20 protein-coding genes and 1 tRNA gene are annotated in these 16,016 nt (G+C 59.6%); 9 read left to right on the forward strand and 12 right to left on the reverse strand.

Going from position 1 to position 16,016, the window contains the following annotated elements; genetic code table 11:
• The first annotated feature begins 33 nt into the window (after positions 1-33).
• Both VNS12_RS10715 and VNS12_RS10720 read left to right on the forward strand, forming a co-directional pair.
• Positions 34-267: a hypothetical protein gene (locus VNS12_RS10715; RefSeq protein WP_325487827.1), complete on the forward strand. Its 234-nt coding sequence runs from the start codon at positions 34-36 to the stop codon at positions 265-267.
• Positions 264-1,004 carry a DUF3800 domain-containing protein gene (locus VNS12_RS10720; RefSeq protein WP_325487828.1) on the forward strand — a complete coding sequence of 247 codons (741 nt, stop codon included), beginning with the start codon at positions 264-266 and terminating at the stop codon, positions 1,002-1,004. Before VNS12_RS10715 ends, VNS12_RS10720 begins: the two co-directional genes overlap by 4 nt.
• A gap of 258 nt (positions 1,005-1,262) precedes the next feature.
• On the opposite strand, the gene VNS12_RS10725 is transcribed toward VNS12_RS10720, so the two are convergent.
• Positions 1,263-1,568, reverse strand: coding sequence for a hypothetical protein (locus tag VNS12_RS10725; RefSeq protein WP_325487829.1), 306 nt, complete (start codon positions 1,566-1,568; stop codon positions 1,263-1,265).
• A 4-nt stretch (positions 1,569-1,572) separates the two neighbouring features.
• Complete coding sequence (locus tag VNS12_RS10730) at positions 1,573-2,022, reverse strand: hypothetical protein (protein WP_325487830.1); 450 nt, start codon at positions 2,020-2,022, stop codon at positions 1,573-1,575.
• A gap of 38 nt (positions 2,023-2,060) precedes the next feature.
• Here VNS12_RS10730 and VNS12_RS10735 point away from each other — a divergent pair, with 38 nt between their 5' ends.
• From VNS12_RS10735 to VNS12_RS10755, 5 genes are all read left to right on the forward strand, one after another.
• Positions 2,061-2,426, forward strand: coding sequence for a hypothetical protein (locus VNS12_RS10735; RefSeq protein ID WP_325487831.1), 366 nt, complete (start codon positions 2,061-2,063; stop codon positions 2,424-2,426).
• Complete coding sequence (locus VNS12_RS10740) at positions 2,423-2,932, forward strand: hypothetical protein (RefSeq protein WP_325487832.1); 510 nt, start codon at positions 2,423-2,425, stop codon at positions 2,930-2,932. The genes VNS12_RS10735 and VNS12_RS10740 overlap by 4 nt, the downstream gene beginning before the upstream one ends.
• Positions 2,929-3,141, forward strand: a complete 213-nt coding sequence (locus tag VNS12_RS10745; RefSeq protein ID WP_325487833.1) for a hypothetical protein — start codon at positions 2,929-2,931, stop codon at positions 3,139-3,141. Before VNS12_RS10740 ends, VNS12_RS10745 begins: the two co-directional genes overlap by 4 nt.
• Positions 3,138-3,449 carry a hypothetical protein gene (locus VNS12_RS10750; RefSeq protein WP_325487834.1) on the forward strand — a complete coding sequence of 104 codons (312 nt, stop codon included), beginning with the start codon at positions 3,138-3,140 and terminating at the stop codon, positions 3,447-3,449. Before VNS12_RS10745 ends, VNS12_RS10750 begins: the two co-directional genes overlap by 4 nt.
• A gap of 266 nt (positions 3,450-3,715) precedes the next feature.
• Positions 3,716-4,753 (forward strand): tyrosine-type recombinase/integrase, encoded by a 1,038-nt coding sequence (locus tag VNS12_RS10755; protein ID WP_325487835.1) that lies wholly within the window; start codon positions 3,716-3,718, stop codon positions 4,751-4,753.
• A gap of 57 nt (positions 4,754-4,810) precedes the next feature.
• On the opposite strand, the gene VNS12_RS10760 is transcribed toward VNS12_RS10755, so the two are convergent.
• The 4 genes from VNS12_RS10760 to VNS12_RS10775 all read right to left on the reverse strand — a co-directional run bounded on the left by VNS12_RS10760 (position 4,811) and on the right by VNS12_RS10775 (position 8,595).
• Positions 4,811-4,886, reverse strand: a tRNA-Lys gene (locus VNS12_RS10760).
• Positions 4,887-4,985: 99 nt separating this feature from the next.
• On the reverse strand, positions 4,986-5,600 hold the full coding sequence (gene msrA, locus VNS12_RS10765) for a peptide-methionine (S)-S-oxide reductase MsrA (protein WP_325487836.1): 615 nt from the start codon (positions 5,598-5,600) through the stop codon (positions 4,986-4,988).
• Between the two features lie 137 nt (positions 5,601-5,737).
• The gene (locus VNS12_RS10770; RefSeq protein WP_325487837.1) at positions 5,738-7,294 is read right to left on the reverse strand and encodes a 2-isopropylmalate synthase; all 1,557 of its coding nucleotides are present in this window, start codon (positions 7,292-7,294) and stop codon (positions 5,738-5,740) included.
• Positions 7,295-7,701: 407 nt separating this feature from the next.
• Positions 7,702-8,595, reverse strand: a complete 894-nt coding sequence (locus tag VNS12_RS10775) for a PhzF family phenazine biosynthesis protein (protein ID WP_325487838.1) — start codon at positions 8,593-8,595, stop codon at positions 7,702-7,704.
• Positions 8,596-8,763: 168 nt separating this feature from the next.
• Between VNS12_RS10775 and VNS12_RS10780 the strand changes: the two genes are divergently transcribed.
• On the forward strand, positions 8,764-9,333 hold the full coding sequence (locus VNS12_RS10780) for a dihydrofolate reductase family protein (protein ID WP_325487839.1): 570 nt from the start codon (positions 8,764-8,766) through the stop codon (positions 9,331-9,333).
• Between the two features lie 89 nt (positions 9,334-9,422).
• Here VNS12_RS10780 and ilvC read toward each other — a convergent pair whose 3' ends face one another.
• A complete protein-coding gene (gene ilvC, locus VNS12_RS10785; RefSeq protein ID WP_325487840.1) occupies positions 9,423-10,442 on the reverse strand; it encodes a ketol-acid reductoisomerase in 1,020 nt (339 codons plus the stop codon).
• Positions 10,443-10,476: 34 nt separating this feature from the next.
• Entirely contained in the window at positions 10,477-11,106 is a 630-nt protein-coding gene (locus VNS12_RS10790; RefSeq protein WP_325487841.1) for a TetR/AcrR family transcriptional regulator C-terminal domain-containing protein, read from the reverse strand.
• 192 nt (positions 11,107-11,298) lie between these two features.
• On the opposite strand from VNS12_RS10790, the gene VNS12_RS10795 reads away from it, so the two are divergent.
• Positions 11,299-11,715 carry a hypothetical protein gene (locus VNS12_RS10795; RefSeq protein ID WP_325487842.1) on the forward strand — a complete coding sequence of 139 codons (417 nt, stop codon included), beginning with the start codon at positions 11,299-11,301 and terminating at the stop codon, positions 11,713-11,715.
• Between the two features lie 59 nt (positions 11,716-11,774).
• Here the strand turns inward: VNS12_RS10795 and VNS12_RS10800 are convergent, their stop codons facing one another.
• From VNS12_RS10800 to VNS12_RS10815, 4 genes are all read right to left on the reverse strand, one after another.
• Positions 11,775-12,380 (reverse strand): NADPH-dependent FMN reductase, encoded by a 606-nt coding sequence (locus tag VNS12_RS10800; protein WP_325487843.1) that lies wholly within the window; start codon positions 12,378-12,380, stop codon positions 11,775-11,777.
• Between the two features lie 270 nt (positions 12,381-12,650).
• Entirely contained in the window at positions 12,651-13,400 is a 750-nt protein-coding gene (locus VNS12_RS10805) for a pyridoxine 5'-phosphate synthase (protein WP_325487844.1), read from the reverse strand.
• 102 nt (positions 13,401-13,502) lie between these two features.
• On the reverse strand, positions 13,503-14,057 hold the full coding sequence (gene ilvN, locus VNS12_RS10810) for an acetolactate synthase small subunit (protein WP_325487845.1): 555 nt from the start codon (positions 14,055-14,057) through the stop codon (positions 13,503-13,505).
• Between the two features lie 21 nt (positions 14,058-14,078).
• Entirely contained in the window at positions 14,079-15,839 is a 1,761-nt protein-coding gene (locus VNS12_RS10815; protein WP_325487846.1) for an acetolactate synthase 3 large subunit, read from the reverse strand.
• Positions 15,840-16,016: the final 177 nt, after the last annotated feature.

Here is a 16,016-nt window from a genome sequence, read left to right on the forward strand (position 1 = left end):
AGACGGCAGGGTTTGTGCATATGTGGGGCGGCGATGACCCCTGACCGCTATGTCCAATGCCTCGAAATCCTACGCTGGACCAATGAGACACTGGCCGAAGCGCTGGGCTGCGACGAGAGCTTGACCGAAGCGTATGCGATTGGGCTTGAGCCGATACCGATGAAGCTGGGGGCTTGGTTGAATGTCGCGGCGGAGGCGCACCAGGCGCTTGAAATTGAACTGCCCAAGTCGCTCAAGGGGAAGCGGTTTACGGAGGGGGATTTGTGACGTCCCCTGACCTGCCGCACTTAACTTTCTTCGGGGACGCCAGTAGCCGTGACAAGGATTTCATGGTGGCAGGGGGTTTTGCTATCGCGGGAAATCGGATCGCGGAGATCGAGGATCATATCGCCAAATTACGTGACGATGGCGGCATACGGTCCGAATTCCATTGGGCGACTTACCGTGGTGGCGCAAAGCGAGCGGCCTACGAAGCTCTGGTGGACTACGCATTTGATCTGGTCAACAAACGCCAAGCGGCCTTGCACATCATCATATCGCCATTTGGTGGCTACAACCACAAAGCCAAGAAGAACGAGAACCGAGATACAAGCGTAAACCGCATGTATTATCAGCTATGTCTTCATCGGCTTTGCCAATTTTATGGCGGGCGGCGCAACATCCATATTCGCCTAGACGCAGGAAACGACTCCGTCGACATTTGCGCCATGAGAAACGAGCTTTGTGCGGATGCTTACAAAAAGTATCGAACCGTGCCCAATTGCGTCCGCAGCATCGAGCCCGTCAACTCCACTCACGTCGGCGCGGTCCAGATGGCCGATGTTCTGATGGGTGCCATTGCTGCGAAACAAAACCAAGTTTCCCACACCTCGCCTAAAGGCGCGCTGGCTGACTATGTGATGCGCGCATCCGGCCGGCACACCTGGGGCCGCGAAACACCACGAAATGCGCGGTTTTTGACGATCTGGCATTTTAAAGGGAGGTCAGGTCCCTCGCAGCCCTAGCTCTAGAGCACGGCTGGTCTAGCCAGCGTATTCGGGCTGCGAAGGCCTAACGATAATATGGGCTAGAATCGCTGCGGATTCCATATCTCGACGTGAAAATCTATTTCTTTTTTAACCAGGACGGTTCCGCCCCGAGAGCGAACCGACCTGCCGGTATATGGGGGCTTTCTCGGCAGGCCGGCCACCTCGGTAAGGAGCTAAACCAAAACCGAGGCAGGCACCTGATCGCCAGCAAATGGGGCCATCTCTAGGCAAGGATCAATTCAGCCCTACTCCCAGCTCAAACTCTTTGAGCACTTCCTTGATGGCCGGGATGACCCAGGGCTCCAGTGGCTTGCACATATAGATGCGCTCCGGGTCATCCCCTTCTCGCTGCGGCCTGCTCATGACCGGTATGACCGAGAATTCGTCCGGCTCCACAAACGGCCCGAACGCCTCGATCTGGAACTCGAATTCCGGAAATGATCGGCCCAGTCTGTCCAGTATTCTGGCCTCAGCATACTCGACCGCCTTCCCCATAGCGCTTGGGGCCACGACGACGAACTGCGAAACGTCCTCACCCATCGTCTTACCTCGACATTTCTAAAAGCTCATCTGGTAACTGCCCAAACTGAGCCAGGATAACTGCGTCTTCCCAGTCGCCTGATGCAGGGTCTCCACGTCGCGAAAAAGCCACCACTGCCGAGGCGCCCTCCGACAACCGCTCAGCAAGATCTTTGCAGTGCCCCTCGTCTCTTGCCTGCCTCGGCTCATCCGCGATCAGCACGCCTTTCTTCCCTTTCTGGAATGCTTGCACCACGAAGTACGTCACCATAACTCCACCCCTAATTGTTCCCTGTATGTTCTTCATGAAAGCGCAAGCGGTCACGGGAGTCGAGTCAAAATCCACAAAGATGATCTTTAGGTTTTTTAACCGACATTGGTTGACTTCGGTTAAAAAACCGATATGGTTACCGAAGTCTTTCGTTTCTGCGGATGCCCTGCCTGAAACAAAATGGCTCAGGCTGTGCGCACACACCTGCCTGAGCCTTCAACCAAAGACCGTTGGAGGTAACTATGGTTTCCCAAGAGAATATACCACTTGCTCAGCGAATTCCAGCTGAGGAGTCGATCAGCAACGCTACCGAGCAGTTCGACAGGACCGGCGGCATAGTTGACCATATGGCCCGAACAAAAAACCTAGGCTATTTGCTCGAAAAGGAGATCCATAAGATCGTCCTCACCGACAATAGGAGAATGGGCGAACGCCACGGGCTCACCCTTGTCGGCTTCTCACTGAAAGAAATCGAAATTCTCGCTTGGATGTCAGCAGAAATATCTGCTTCGGCAGAAACCTTGTCGGCCGAATTAGATGAAGCTCGCTCTCGCTTGATTGAGGCCGAGAGATCACTGTCATCGAGCACGGAAGGGAACGCAGCATGAGCAAGAACCTTCTCGAAGCAGTCGATGCTATTGATCGCGCCCGTTTCGTTGCGCACACCGTTCGCCTTGTAGGCAACGGCATCCTGGGCGAGGATCGAATGTTCGGCAATGCCCTTTGCGAAGTGGCCGGCCAGATCGTCGAACATCTGGACACTGCCGTTTCAAAAATCGAGACCCGTCCCAATGAACCGGACCCAGACCGTGGAATATTGCTGGCGTACCAGGAGTGGTCCGACGCTCAAGAGGCGCTGGCGGCAGCCCAAGGCGATGCTGACGACCAGCTAGAGGCAGAATACAGCGCCATTCGGACAGCAGAAGACAAGGTTCTCAGCTTCGCTCCAACCACCGCCCGTGCCCTAGCCATTCAGGTGATCGTCTTCACCAGCTTCTACGAATTCGCGCTTACGGCCAACGGCAGGTTCGACCTAGAGGCCGCTGTGGAGAGCATCGCAGCGGTCGAGCGCCCCCTGCCTTATCGCCACAGCAACCCGGGGAGTGCAGCATGACCTACGACCCTCATAAAGTGACGCAGGCTGGCGATGCCCTTAATCGCGGCATTGCGATGGTCAACACGATCTGGCTGGCGCTGGAGCGTGCTGAAACAGAAGAAGATATTTCGCAGGCTGCCGACACCCTGGCCGAGGCGCAGAGCAAGCTGCTCGAAGCCCAGAAACTCATCGGCCTTCATCGGCCTCACGATGGGAGGAACGAATGACAGCCCTCACCACCAGAGCAAAAGCCCTTCTTGATGCCGTCGACTTCGACAACAACGGAGCCATGGTCGCCGGTGTCTATCGTGGCGGCAACGGCGGGCTGATCTCTCGCGAGACGATCGTCGCCGCCGACGAATTGCGCAAAGTGCTGGAGGTCGGCGATCACTCGCCGTCCTTCGATGGATCAATCCCTGAGCAGTTGGCCCTTGCCGTCGATTTCTGCGCCGAGATCAACCGGGCCAGCGGGATCACGCCGGACGGCCTGCTCGACATGGCCCAGCGGCTGTATGAGGCGGGCGGGCAGGCATGACCCTCTGTATCCAGTTCGCCGGGTGCCTTGGCGTAGCACTGAGCCTCGTGCTGGCCGCATTGCCACTGCTGGGGGCGACATGAGCGGGACAGCTAGACGCGCAATCATTCCTCAATCGGACGTCAAGCGCATCCTCACCGCTGCAAAACAGGCAGGGATAACTATGGGGATTGTGGTGATAGGCCGAGAAGTCCGGTTTGTTCCGGTTGACGAACTCGAAAGCGGCAAAACGGTATCTGAGCTTGACCGATGGAGGGCCAAGCGAGATGCAAGGAACCAGAAAGCACAAGATCGTGGGCGTTCACCGCGTTAGGCGAAGACTGGCGAGCGGCCAGGTCGTCGAATACCATTATGCTTGGCGCGGTGGGCCTCGCATTGAAGCTGCGCCGGACACCCACGAATACCTAGTCGAATACACCCGACTGACGCGTGATCGAGAGGACGCCAAGCGAGAGGGGTTTTTCCCCGAGCTCGTTTATGCCTATCGACAAAGCCAAGCCTACCTCAAACTCAAGCCCAGCACCCTGCGAGGCTACGACTGGGCTATAGGTGAGATTGAAGCCGAGTTTTGCGATCTTCCGATAAGGGCCATCGGCCAAAGAGGGGCGCGATCTACCTTTCTGGAATGGCGTGATGGATTGGCGGAAACACCCCGCAAAGCCGACCTCTTGCTAGCGGTTCTTGCGCGCATTCTGTCGTTCGCGTTCGACCGGGAAATGATCGATCGCAATCCCTTGGAGCGCGTGGACAAGATTTCAGCCGGCACAAGGCGTGACAAGCTCTGGACAGACGCGGATGTCGAGGCCTTTAAGGCGAACGCCAGCCCTGCCCTGCAGCTCGCGATTGAGTTGGCGCGCTGGACAGGGCAGCGGCAAGGTGACCTGCTGACCTTGCCATGGTCAGCTTATGACGGGACGCACATCACTCTCCGGCAAGGGAAGACTGGCAAGCAGGTTCGCATCCGGGTCGCCGCACAGCTGAAAGCTGCTCTTGATGCTACCAAGCGTGTTGCCGTGACGATCCTCTCGACAGAACGCGGAAGTCGATCATGGACAGGGGATGGGTTCAGGGCTTCGTGGGGAAAAGCGTGCACCCGGGCAAAGATCGAGGGCCTCACCTTCCACGACCTGCGCGGCACATTTGTGTCGCTGGCGTATCGGAACGGAGCCTCGATCAAAGAAATTTCCGAGATCACCGGACACTCGGAAAAGGACGCCGAGGGAATCATCCGCAAGCACTATCTGGCTGGCGATGCTGCGATCATAAAACTAGATGCTGGGAACAAAAAGAGACAGCAATTGTAAAACGGTCTAATTTTTGTAAAACGGACTTTGGACGATTTCCCGTAAGTCCTTGGTTTTTGGTGGGTGTACAAGGGATCGAACCTTGGACCCGCTGATTAAGAGTCAGCTGCTCTACCATCTGAGCTATACACCCGAACCATCGGTGAGCGCTGTATTCTTGCGTCCCGAAGTGGCGCCTCTCTAGCAAACACCTTGCGCCGTGTCCAGCCAAAAGCGCGCATTTTCTGTGATGTCAGCGAAACGGGTTGTCGCTGGTTCCAAGGAACGCCGTGTCGCCCCAAAGCTCGGCAATCCGCAGGTCGCGGCGGCAGCCGATCCGGTAGGCCTCATAGCGTTCCGGATTTTTGATATGGAAATCCTGATGGTAGGCTTCCGCGGCATAAAACGGGGCTGCATCCCTGATCTCCGTCACCACCGCCAGCCCCGTCTCCGCAATCAGCGCTTCTCTGCTGGCAATGGCGGCGTCACGCTGCTCGTCGCTCAGGGCAAAAATCGCCGTGCGGTAGCCCAGTCCACGATCGCAGAACTGCCCTCCGGCATCGGTCGGGTCGGTGGTGTGCCAGAAGACCGTCAGCAATTGCTCAAAGCTGACAATGTCCGGATCGAATTCGATCTCGACCACCTCGTAATGACCGGTATCGGAAAACACGACCTGCTCATAGCTGGGGTTGGCGACATGGCCGCCCGCGAACCCGGAGGTCGTCGCGGTGACGCCCTCGACCTTGTCGAAATTGGACTCCACGCTCCAAAAGCATCCACCCGCAAACAGGGCGGTTTCCGCTTGGACTGCCGTCGCGCCGCCCAGGGTCAAGATTAGGGTCGCGCCAATGGCTGGGACAAGGCGCATCGGTCTGCTCCTCTTTTGTCACAGCGAGTATGTCGCGCGCCAACAGGGTCCCGCAAGTCAAGGCACCGTGAACACGCAACGAAAAGACCCGCCGACCAATGCCGGCGGGCCACACTTTTCTTCATGGATAGGGGAGACTACCCGGCAGCCAGCGCGCCCTGCGCCGGCGCGCCGCGCTCCATCAACAGGCGATTATAGGCGTTGAGATAGGCGCGGGCCGAAGCCACCAGCGTGTCGGGCTCCGTCGCATTGCCCGAGGCGATGCGGCCATTCATTTCCAGCCGTACATGGGCGTTGGCCTGTGCGTCGGTGCCGCCGGTCACCCCGTCCACGGCATACAACACAAGGTGCGGATCGGCATTCACCGCTGTCTTGATCGCATTGAAGATCGCATCGACCGACCCGGTGCCGTTATAGGCAACGTCCGTCGTTTCCCCGTCCACCGAGACTTTCAGCTCGCACCGATGAATCCCGTCCGTACGGGTCGAAACGCTCATATCGACCAGCTTGATGCGATCGCCCGCCGAGCCCATTTCGTCATCGACCAGCGCGATCAGATCATCGTCATAGACGTGCTTCTTGCGGTCCGCCAGATCCTTGAAGCGCTGGAACGCTTCCTGGAACTGGTTATCGCCCAGCTCATAGCCCAGATCCTTGAGCTTTTCCTTGAAGGCGTGCCGCCCGGAATGCTTGCCCATGACCAGCGAGGTCGATTTGATGCCAACGCTTTCCGGCGTCATGATTTCATAGGTGGATGCGTTTTTCAGCATCCCGTCCTGATGGATACCGCTTTCGTGGGCGAACGCATTCTTGCCCACGATGGCCTTATTGTACTGCACCGGGAAATTGGCTGCCGCAGACACCACCTTGGACGCCCGCGACAAATGCGTTGATTCCACGTTGGTGTGGTAGGGCAAGGCGTCGGAGCGGGTCTTAAGCGCCATCACGATTTCTTCCAGCGCCGCGTTCCCGGCCCGCTCGCCAAGGCCATTGATGGTGCATTCGATCTGCCGCGCCCCGGCCCGTACCCCCGCCAGCGAATTGGCCACCGCCATGCCCAGATCGTTGTGGCAGTGGGTAGAAAAGATCGCCTGGTCCGAATTGGGGACCATTTCGATCAAATCCTTGAACAGCTGATAATAGTCTTCCGGCGTCGCATATCCCACGGTGTCGGGAATATTGATCGTCGTCGCCCCCGCCTTGATGGCGGCTTCAGTACAGCGCGCCAGAAATTCGATCGGCGTGCGTGTGGCGTCCATGCCGGACCATTCCACATCATCGATGAGGTTGCGCGCCTGTGCGACCGTAGCGGCAACGATCTCCAGCACTTCCTCTTCCGTCTTCTTCATCTGGTGCGCCAGATGGATCGGCGAGGTGGAAACAAATGTATGGATACGTCCACGCCGGGCGAAACGCACAGCCTCGCCCGCCCGGTCGATATCGGCGGGAATGGCACGGGCCAACCCGGCGATCACCGCATTCTTGGAGCGCTTGGCGATGGTCGATACCGCCTCGAAGTCTCCGTTCGAAGCGATCGGAAAGCCCGCCTCGATGATATCGACACCCATCGTGTCGAGAATTTCGGCCACCTGGAGCTTTTCTTCCAGCGTCATGGTCGCGCCGGGGCTCTGCTCCCCGTCGCGCAGGGTGGTGTCAAAGATATAAACGCGGTCGGTATTGGTTTGGGCAGTCATTGTGATCTTCCTCGATCGGCCGCCTGCGCTGGCTATCAGCTTTCAAAGCAGGACATGCCGGACACTTGTCTTGTTCGGCGTATTGGCAAACCCCTGACCACCCGTCCGTCTCTAGTGCGGACTGCCGGTTATCAGGGGCCGATAAGGAGGAGAAGAAGGGCAGCCGAAAGCAGCAGCGCCGATCCGACAAGGATACGGGCCTGCAAAGCCTTCCGCTTGCTTGCGGCTATGGCGACGGCGCGGTTTGTCCTGCGACGCATCGGTATGGCCTTGAACCTTCTTGATACTTCAACCTGCCAACAATGGGCCAATTGCGGCGCCAGTGCAACCCCTTGGCCACCAATTCCCTCTCCCTTGGAAGGGCCTACGAGATTCCCCCACGCACAGCCTCGCCCGCGACCGATCCCCTATTCGTCGAGATCGAGCACGCCTTCAGCCAGAATGACCGCCGACCCGCCGATGCCCGCATGTTTGAGTGCGCCCTCGGCGATGGTGAACTGCACGTCTATCCGGCTCGGACGCCCCATTTCGTGGCCCTGCCGCAAACCGATCACGTGTTGGCCCTCGCCATATCCCCCTTCATCGACCAGCAGACCCACCAGGGCAGCCGCCGCCGATCCCGTCGCCGGGTCTTCGCCCTGATCTGTGCCGACCCCGAACATGCGGGCCGCATAATCCGTGCCGCGCTCATCAGGCGTCGCGGTAAACACATAGATCGCATTGTGATCGCCGGGAAAAACTTCACTCCACCCGCGCCGCTCCAATGCGATGGCTTCGAGCGCGCCCGTATCGCGAACTGGAATCAGATAAAATGGCGAGCCGGCCGAATACCGCGCCGGCATCATGCCGTTGCAGCCGATGTCGCTTTCCACTAGGCCCAGCCGGGCGGCGATGGCCGCAATATCGGGCATTTCGGCAAGTCTCTCGGGCAGTCTGGGCAGCGCAAATTTGGCCTCACCGGTCCGCCGGTCAATCCGCTCCATCACGGCAGTAACCAGCCCTACCCCCAGTTCCAGCCGCACCGCGCTCAGCCGGTGTAACAGCCCCAACAGCACCGTTGAGCCAATGGTCGGATGCCCGGCAAAGGCCAGTTCGCGCTCGGTGGTAAAGATGCGCAGCGCCGCTGCATGGCGCTCATTGCGCGGCGCGTGGACGAAAACCGTTTCCGAGAGATTGAACTCCCCCGCAATCGCCTGCATGCGCTCGTCCGACAGCCCATCGGCTTTGAGCACCACGGCCAACGGATTGCCCGCCAACCGCTCGCGGGTGAACACGTCAAGCAGGTAATAGGGAAGCTTCATACAATTATCACCCCGATAGGCGGACAGCCCCGTCCGTGGCCAATCTCCTAGCATCGGCCCTGCTTTTGATAAAGCACGATCGGAAATTGGGACGTCCCGCTCGACATCCGTGAAAATGAGCGCATCATTCCCGTCCCGAAACGGGTGCAGGAGCATCGGACGGCAGCCATGACCCGCAAGCTCATCTATTCGCTGCAAATGTCGCTGGACGGCTATATCGAGGACGCCTCGGGCAGCATCGCCTTCACCCACCCCGACAGGGAGGTGCACACCTATATCAATGGGCTCGAAACCCGGATCGATACCCACATCTATGGTCGCCGCCTTTATGAGATGATGAACGATTTCTGGCCCACCGCGGGCGACGACCCCGAAGCCCCGCCCGAAATAGTCGAATACGCCCGCATCTGGAACGACCTCGACAAGCTGGTGTTTTCCCGCAGCCTTGCAACCGTCGGCGCCCGCGCCCGGCTGGCGACCGGGGACATTGCCACCGAACTGGCGCTGCTCCGGGCCGCGCCTGGCAAGGACATCAGCGTCGGGGGCGCAAATCTCGCCGCCCAGTTCATTGCCCGCGATCTCGTCGACGAGTATTGGGTCATCGTCTATCCGGTCCTGATCGGCGGTGGAAAGCCGATGTTCCCTTCCTTCGACAAGCCGCTCGAACTGAAGCTATTTGATCACCGCATCTTTTCCTCTGGCGTCAGCGCCCTCCTCTACCGCCGCCCGGGGCGGTAACCCGAAATGGCAAAGGGCCGGTCCACAGACCGGCCCTTCATACACCCAGATTCCCGCCCAAAGGGCAGGCTCACCTTAAGGCTGCGCTGCTAGTTGCGCGCCTTGTCCACAAGGGCGCCGGACTTGATCCACGGCATCATGTCACGCAGCTTGGCGCCGACTTCTTCGATCTGGTGCGCGTCATTGTTGCGACGGATCGCCTTGAAGCGGGCGGCGCCGGCGCGGTATTCCTGCATCCACTCGGAGGTGAACTTGCCCGACTGGATGTCGTCCAGAACGCGCTTCATCTCGGCCTTGGTTTCGCTGGTGATGATCCGCGGACCCGACACGTATTCGCCCCACTCTGCGGTGTTGGAGATCGAATAGTTCATGTTGGCGATACCGCCCTCATAGATCAGATCGACGATCAGCTTCACTTCGTGCAGGCACTCGAAATACGCCATTTCAGGCGCATAGCCGGCTTCCACCAGCGTTTCGAACCCGGCGCGGATCAATTCGACCACACCACCGCACAAGACGGCCTGCTCACCGAACAGGTCGGTCTCGCACTCTTCCTTGAAGGTGGTCTCAATGATGCCCGAGCGTCCGCCGCCAACGCCGGAAGCATAGGCCAGTCCGATGTCGTGGGCATTGCCCGAGGCGTCGTGATGGATGGCGATCAGGCACGGCACGCCGCCGCCCTTCTCGTATTCACCGCGCACAGTGTGGCCGGGGCCCTTGGGTGCAACCATCAGCACGTCGACAGTGTCCTTGGGCTCGATCAGCCCGAAATGCACGTTCAGGCCGTGCGCGAACGCCAGCGCTGCACCGTCGCGGATATTGGGGGCGATATCGTCGCGATAGATGTCGGCCTGCAATTCGTCGGGGGTGGCCATCATCATCAAATCGGCCCAGCCGGCGGCTTCGGCAACGCTCATTACCTTGAGCCCGTCCGCTTCCACCTTCTTGGCGGTTGCCGAACCCGGACGCAGGCCAATGGCGATGTCGGTGATGCCCGAATCGCGCAGGTTCAGCGCGTGCGCGCGGCCCTGGCTGCCGTATCCGATGATGGCGACCTTGCGGGACTTGAGCAGATTGAGATCGGCATCCCGATCGTAATAAACGCGCATTGGTATCTCCCTAAGACGCTGTTTGTTGCTGTGGTTATGCGCCGTAAAGCGCGAAGAAATGCTCGCGTGCCTGGCGGGCTTCGAGCGAAATTTGTTCCATGCTGGGGCGCTCGTGCTCTCCCAGCAGCATGCGGATTTGTGTGTCGCGCACGACAAGGCCGAAAAACGTACGAAAAGCCTTTTCGGGGTCGTCGAGGGTCAAAAGCCCGGCATCGCGCCCGGCTTCGAGCACCGGCTTGCAGCGCCGGGCCATGGCGTTGCGCCCATGCTCCAGCACGATTGCGCCCAGGTTACGCTTTTCCTGGCCCGCATGGCTCACGGCCAGCCGGTTGAGCGCCACCGAAATATCCCCGGTCAGCACCGTCAGCCAGTCGCGTCCGAATTTCTCCAGCGCGATGGCCAGCGTCCTGCGGTCGAGGGTCTGGCGGTCCACCGGCACCATGCGAACCTTGGCCGCCTGCCACTGCACAGTCGCCGTGAGCAACCCGTCCCGGTCGCCGAACCACTTGTAGAGGGTTTCCTTCGAGCAGCTCGCCCGGCGCGCCACTCCGGTCATCGTCAGCCCGTCGCCACCGTCCACAAGCAGCCCCAGCGCCGCATTCAGAACGTCCTTCTGGCGGTCGGTAAGGGCTTCATCGTCGATGAACAGGTTGGGCGGGGCCAAGGGTGACTCGTGTGGCTTTATTGATTATGGTCGGGCGGTTGAAGGCCATGATCCAAGGGTCAGATGACCTGAGCGGACGAGGCGTACCGTACGGTACGGTTCGGTTGTTTTCAAGAGACATTTTGGCTCCGCGTCCGCTAGACTCCAATCCTGCCTACCCCCACCATGACGCAAGAGACGAGGAACATCTCCATGCACCGCTTCCCCATTCCGGCCCTCGCTCTGACCGTCCTGGCACTGATCGCCACACCCACCGTGGCCCAGGATGGCGAGGGCCTGACGTTTGCGCCGGTCGTGGGCAGTTCGTTCACGGAAAAGTTCTGGATCCAGTCTCAGGCCGAATCGGGTCTTCCGGGTTCGATGATGTTGTTTCTGTCGGAAGGAACAATGATCCAGACCTCCTGCTGGGAGGGCTATCGGCTATCGAGCTGGCAGATGCTCTCGGACACCGCCCTCTCCTGGCAGGAAGACACCCAGACCATCGAGGCCGAAATCATCGAGGTGGATGAAGCCGAGCTGATTTTGGCGCTGCACCTTGTCGATGGCACCGTCGAGCAGCACTTCCAGTCGGCACCAGTCCCGTTTGTCTGCCCCGATATGCCGCGCTGAATCAAAAAGGCCGCCCCGAAGGACGGCCTTTCGTATCTGAATACGCGACAGTTGCGGTCTTATTCGGCAGCCTGCTTGGTGTCTTCTGCGCGGGCAGCCTTGGTGGTGTTCGCCCACCAGGCAAGATTCTCGAACAGATCGTTGAGGCTGGGCCCAACCGCCGGCTCGATGGTTTCCATCGGCTCGTTCTTGCCACCACTCCAGACGGTAAAGAAGTCCGACCCGCCGATATGGACGCCCTGACGAACCGGGACCATCTGCAATTCGACGCTGATCAGGCGGAGCTGCTCGATAGCACGGGCAGCACCCACCGAGCCGTAGCCGACGTAAGCTGCCGGCTTGCGGACCCACTCGACATAGGCCTGGTCGAGGGCATTCTTGAGCACACCGGTGATCGAGCGGTTATACTCGGCCACAAGGAAGATATAGCCGTCAAACTCGCCAATCTTGTTCTGCCAGGCGACAGCCTTGGGGTCCTGGGTCGGCACCCATGCGTTCGATGCGACCTCATCGAAGAACGGCAGATCGAAATCGCGCAGGTCGACGATTTCGACGTCGAACTCGGAGCGCGCCCTGGCCTTTTCCAGCAGCCATTGTGCGGGCTTGTCGGCAAAACGGCCCTCACGGGTCGACGAAATAATGATGGCGATTTTAGGTTTGGACATGGGAGCACCCCTTTGGTTACGATAAGTAAGTAGGGGTGAATATGTGCCTTTAACTGCCCAAAGCAAGTAGGCACACCAATGTAAGTTCCGTCTCCGCTCCCGCCTGCCTTGGTCTCGTCAAAAACCACTATTCACGCAAACTGCTGATAACAAAGAGTTATTTAAGACTCCCAGCGCACGAGGCCCGTCAAAACCCCACTGTTCGCTATCGGTGAACGAAGAATACAGGCGATGGAAACGCAAGAGTGACCGCCCTTCGGACTGCCCGCCTCAGCTTGCGCTTCCCAGAGCCGCCCGATATTTCCGCACCGTTTCCGCAAAGCCGTAGATCAGCGCGTCCGCGGTTAGTCCATGGCCGATGGAGACTTCTTCCACGAACGGAACAGCGGTTGTGAACGCCGGCAGGTTGGCAAGCGTCAGGTCGTGCCCTGCGTTGATGCCCAAACCGGCCGCGTGCGCACGATGGGCCGTCTCCGCCAGATCGGCGATGGCCTCGATCGCCGCCGCGCTGTTGTCGTAACACGCGCCATAGGGCCCGGTATAAAGCTCGATCCGGTCCGCGCCCGTCTGGCGGGCCGCCTGGATCATCGCGCTGTCCGCATCGGGATCGCAAAACAGCGAAATCCGCCGCTGCGGCGCCGCCAGATCGGCAACTGCCTTGGTCAGCAACTCCTGATGCGCGATGAAATCCCAGCCGTGGTCGGATGTCGCCTGTTCCGGCGCGTCCGGCACCAGCGTCACCTGATGGGGATTGGCCGCCGCGACCAGATCGAGGAACGCTTCGCTCGGGTAGCCCTCGATATTGAGTTCCGCCTGCGGATATTCCGTCCGCAGCAAATTGACCAGATCGAACACGTCGGTGCGGCGGATATGGCGCTCATCAGGGCGCGGATGCACGGTAACCCCCACCGCCCCGGCGTCGAGCACGATCCGGGCAATGCCCGTCACGCTGGGCCAGGGCAGGTCCCGGCGGTTGCGCAATTGGGCGACGGCGTTGAGATTGACGGAAAGCTTGGTCATGGCAAACAACGGTAATCAATGGATCGCCCGTAGTGAGTAGCCGAAGCTCCGGCCCCTTACCACCCCTGCAATCGTGATTACCGTCTTTGCGTCTTCCCGGTCCTACATGCCGTCCGGTCCGCGCGTAATGGCAGCCAGCCCGGTGCGCACCACTTCCACCAGCCCCAAAGGCGCCATCAGCGCCACGAACTGTTCGATCTTGGTCGATTTGCCCGTCACCTCGAAAACGAAGCTTTCGGTCGTCGCATCGATCACCTGCGCCCGAAATGCATCGGCCAGTCGCAACGCTTCGATCCGGCTTTCTCCAACGCCAGCCACCTTGACCAGCGCCAGCTCGCGCTCGACCGCATTGCCCGCTTCGGTCAGATCGTGCACCTTGTGCACCGGCACCAGCCGCTCCAACTGCAGCTTGATCTGGGCCAGAACCTTTGGTGTCGCCACGGTCACCACCGTAATCCGAGAGCGATGCTTGTCGTGCTCGATTTCACTGACGGTGAGCGAGTCGATATTGAACCCCCGGGCCGAAAACAGCCCGACCACCCGGGCGAGAACGCCGGGTTCGTTGTCGACCAGAACGGTAAGCGTATGCCGCTCCTCCGCCTGTGTCTGCTGGGTGAGAAAATAGGCCGAACCGGTCGGCAGCAAATTGGCGTTCATGTTCATGCACTCCGCTGGGCCTCAGACGAGGACCTTGCCCTTCTCGTCAATGATCGATCCAATATCCGCAGTGTTGGGCAGGATCATCTCGTTATGCGGCTTGCCCGACGGGATCATCGGCAGGCAGTTCTCTTCCTTGGACACCAGACAGTCGAAAATCACCGGCTTGTTGATATTGATCATCTCATCGATCGCCGAATCCAGCTGCGCCGGGTCGGAACACCGGATGCCATGACCGCCATAAGCCTGCGCCAGCTTCACGAAATCGGGCAACGCATCGGAATAGGAATGTGAATAGCGCCCGCCATGCAGCAATTCCTGCCACTGGCGCACCATGCCCATATATTCGTTGTTGAGGATGAAAATCTTCACCGGCAAGCCGTACTGCAACGCAGTGCTCATCTCCTGCATGGTCATCTGCACGCTGGCTTCGCCGGCAATGTCGATCACCAGCGCATCGGGATGCGCCACCTGCACGCCAATCGCCGCCGGCAGGCCATAGCCCATCGTGCCCAATCCACCAGATGTCATCCACCGGTTGGGTTCGTTGAAGTGGAAGTGCTGCGCCGCCCACATCTGGTGCTGGCCAACCTCGGTGGTGATGTAAACATCCCGGTCCTTGGTCGCCTCATACAGGCGCTGGATGGCGTGTTGTGGCTTGATGATCGTGTCCGAATTGGTGAAGCCGAGCGAGTTGACCCCGCGCCAGGACGCGATGGCCTTCCACCACGGCGCAATCGCCTCGGTACGTGGCTGGTTGGTGCGCGACCGCCAGATGCGGATCATCTCTTCCATCACCGAATTGACGTCGCCGACAATCGGCACATCCACCACGATCGTCTTGTTGATCGAGGACGGGTCGATATCGACATGGATCTTGCGGCTACCCGGAGAGAACGCGTCGATGCGACCGGTGATCCGGTCGTCGAACCGCGCACCCAGGCAGATCATCAGATCGCAATCGTGCATCGCCATATTGGCTTCGTAGGTGCCGTGCATGCCCAGCATGCCCAGCCACTGGTCAGACGATGCCGGGAATGCCCCCAGCCCCATCAGGGTTGAGGTGACTGGAAACCCGGTCAACTCAGCCAGTTCACGCAGATTGCGGCTGGCTTCCGGCCCTGAATTGATGATGCCGCCACCGGTATAGAACACCGGGCGCTCGGCGCGCAGCATCAGATCGACCGCCGCGCGGATCGCATCCATATTGCCTTCGTGCTGCGGCTTGTAGGTTGGGTGGCTGGGCTGGCTCTGCGGCCCCACATAAGCACCCAGCGCAAACTGCACGTCCTTGGGAATGTCGATGACCACCGGCCCGGGCCGCCCTGAAGTCGCGATATAGAACGCCTCGTGCAGGATGCGCGGCAGGTCTTCGATCGATTTGACCAGATAGTTGTGCTTGGTACAGCTGCGGGTAATGCCGACAGTGTCGCATTCCTGGAACGCATCCGAACCGATCAGCGCAGTCGGCACCTGGCCGGTGATGCACACGAGCGGAATGGAATCGAGCAATGCATCGGTCAGCCCGGTCACCGCGTTGGTCGCTCCCGGCCCCGACGTCACCAGCACGACACCGCATTTTCCGGTCGAGCGGGCATAGCCCTCGGCCATATGGGTTGCGCCCTGCTCGTGCCGCACGAGAATGTGCTGGAGCTGGTCCTGCTGGAAGATCGCATCATAGATCGGCAACACCGCGCCGCCGGGATATCCGAAGATGTGCTCGACGCCCTGATCGATCAGCGCCCTGACCACCATTTCGGCGCCAGTCATTTGCTCGGCCATTTCAGCCACTCCTCATATGCCTTCAACTCGAACCCGCCGAAACGGGAATTCAGATAATAAAAAAGGCCCCGAGAGGGACCTGTATCAGCGCATCGCAAATTGCCACGAGAGTCAGCCTCTCATGTTGCGATGCGCCAGCGTACTACGAGAATAAGTGCCGTCTTCACGGAAGTCTCT

Source organism: Pelagibacterium sp., assembly GCF_035555455.1.
Taxonomy (GTDB): domain Bacteria; phylum Pseudomonadota; class Alphaproteobacteria; order Rhizobiales; family Devosiaceae; genus Pelagibacterium.

Excerpts from the sequence above, each read along its gene's own strand:
- VNS12_RS10725 (WP_325487829.1), bottom strand. The coding sequence starts at position 1,568 with ATGGGTGAGGACGTTTCGCAGTTCGTCGTCGTGGCCCCAAGCGCTATG.
- VNS12_RS10800 (WP_325487843.1), bottom strand. The coding sequence starts at position 12,380 with ATGTCCAAACCTAAAATCGCCATCATTATTTCGTCGACCCGTGAGGGC.
- msrA (WP_325487836.1), bottom strand. The coding sequence starts at position 5,600 with ATGCGCCTTGTCCCAGCCATTGGCGCGACCCTAATCTTGACCCTGGGC.
- VNS12_RS10715 (WP_325487827.1), top strand. The coding sequence starts at position 34 with ATGACCCCTGACCGCTATGTCCAATGCCTCGAAATCCTACGCTGGACC.
- VNS12_RS10755 (WP_325487835.1), top strand. The coding sequence starts at position 3,716 with ATGCAAGGAACCAGAAAGCACAAGATCGTGGGCGTTCACCGCGTTAGG.
- VNS12_RS10815 (WP_325487846.1), bottom strand. The coding sequence starts at position 15,839 with ATGGCCGAGCAAATGACTGGCGCCGAAATGGTGGTCAGGGCGCTGATC.
- VNS12_RS10795 (WP_325487842.1), top strand. The coding sequence starts at position 11,299 with ATGCACCGCTTCCCCATTCCGGCCCTCGCTCTGACCGTCCTGGCACTG.
- ilvC (WP_325487840.1), bottom strand. The coding sequence starts at position 10,442 with ATGCGCGTTTATTACGATCGGGATGCCGATCTCAATCTGCTCAAGTCC.
- VNS12_RS10805 (WP_325487844.1), bottom strand. The coding sequence starts at position 13,400 with ATGACCAAGCTTTCCGTCAATCTCAACGCCGTCGCCCAATTGCGCAAC.
- VNS12_RS10775 (WP_325487838.1), bottom strand. The coding sequence starts at position 8,595 with ATGAAGCTTCCCTATTACCTGCTTGACGTGTTCACCCGCGAGCGGTTG.
- VNS12_RS10750 (WP_325487834.1), top strand. The coding sequence starts at position 3,138 with ATGACAGCCCTCACCACCAGAGCAAAAGCCCTTCTTGATGCCGTCGAC.
- VNS12_RS10735 (WP_325487831.1), top strand. The coding sequence starts at position 2,061 with ATGGTTTCCCAAGAGAATATACCACTTGCTCAGCGAATTCCAGCTGAG.
- VNS12_RS10770 (WP_325487837.1), bottom strand. The coding sequence starts at position 7,294 with ATGACTGCCCAAACCAATACCGACCGCGTTTATATCTTTGACACCACC.
- VNS12_RS10740 (WP_325487832.1), top strand. The coding sequence starts at position 2,423 with ATGAGCAAGAACCTTCTCGAAGCAGTCGATGCTATTGATCGCGCCCGT.
- ilvN (WP_325487845.1), bottom strand. The coding sequence starts at position 14,057 with ATGAACGCCAATTTGCTGCCGACCGGTTCGGCCTATTTTCTCACCCAG.
- VNS12_RS10745 (WP_325487833.1), top strand. The coding sequence starts at position 2,929 with ATGACCTACGACCCTCATAAAGTGACGCAGGCTGGCGATGCCCTTAAT.
- VNS12_RS10780 (WP_325487839.1), top strand. The coding sequence starts at position 8,764 with ATGACCCGCAAGCTCATCTATTCGCTGCAAATGTCGCTGGACGGCTAT.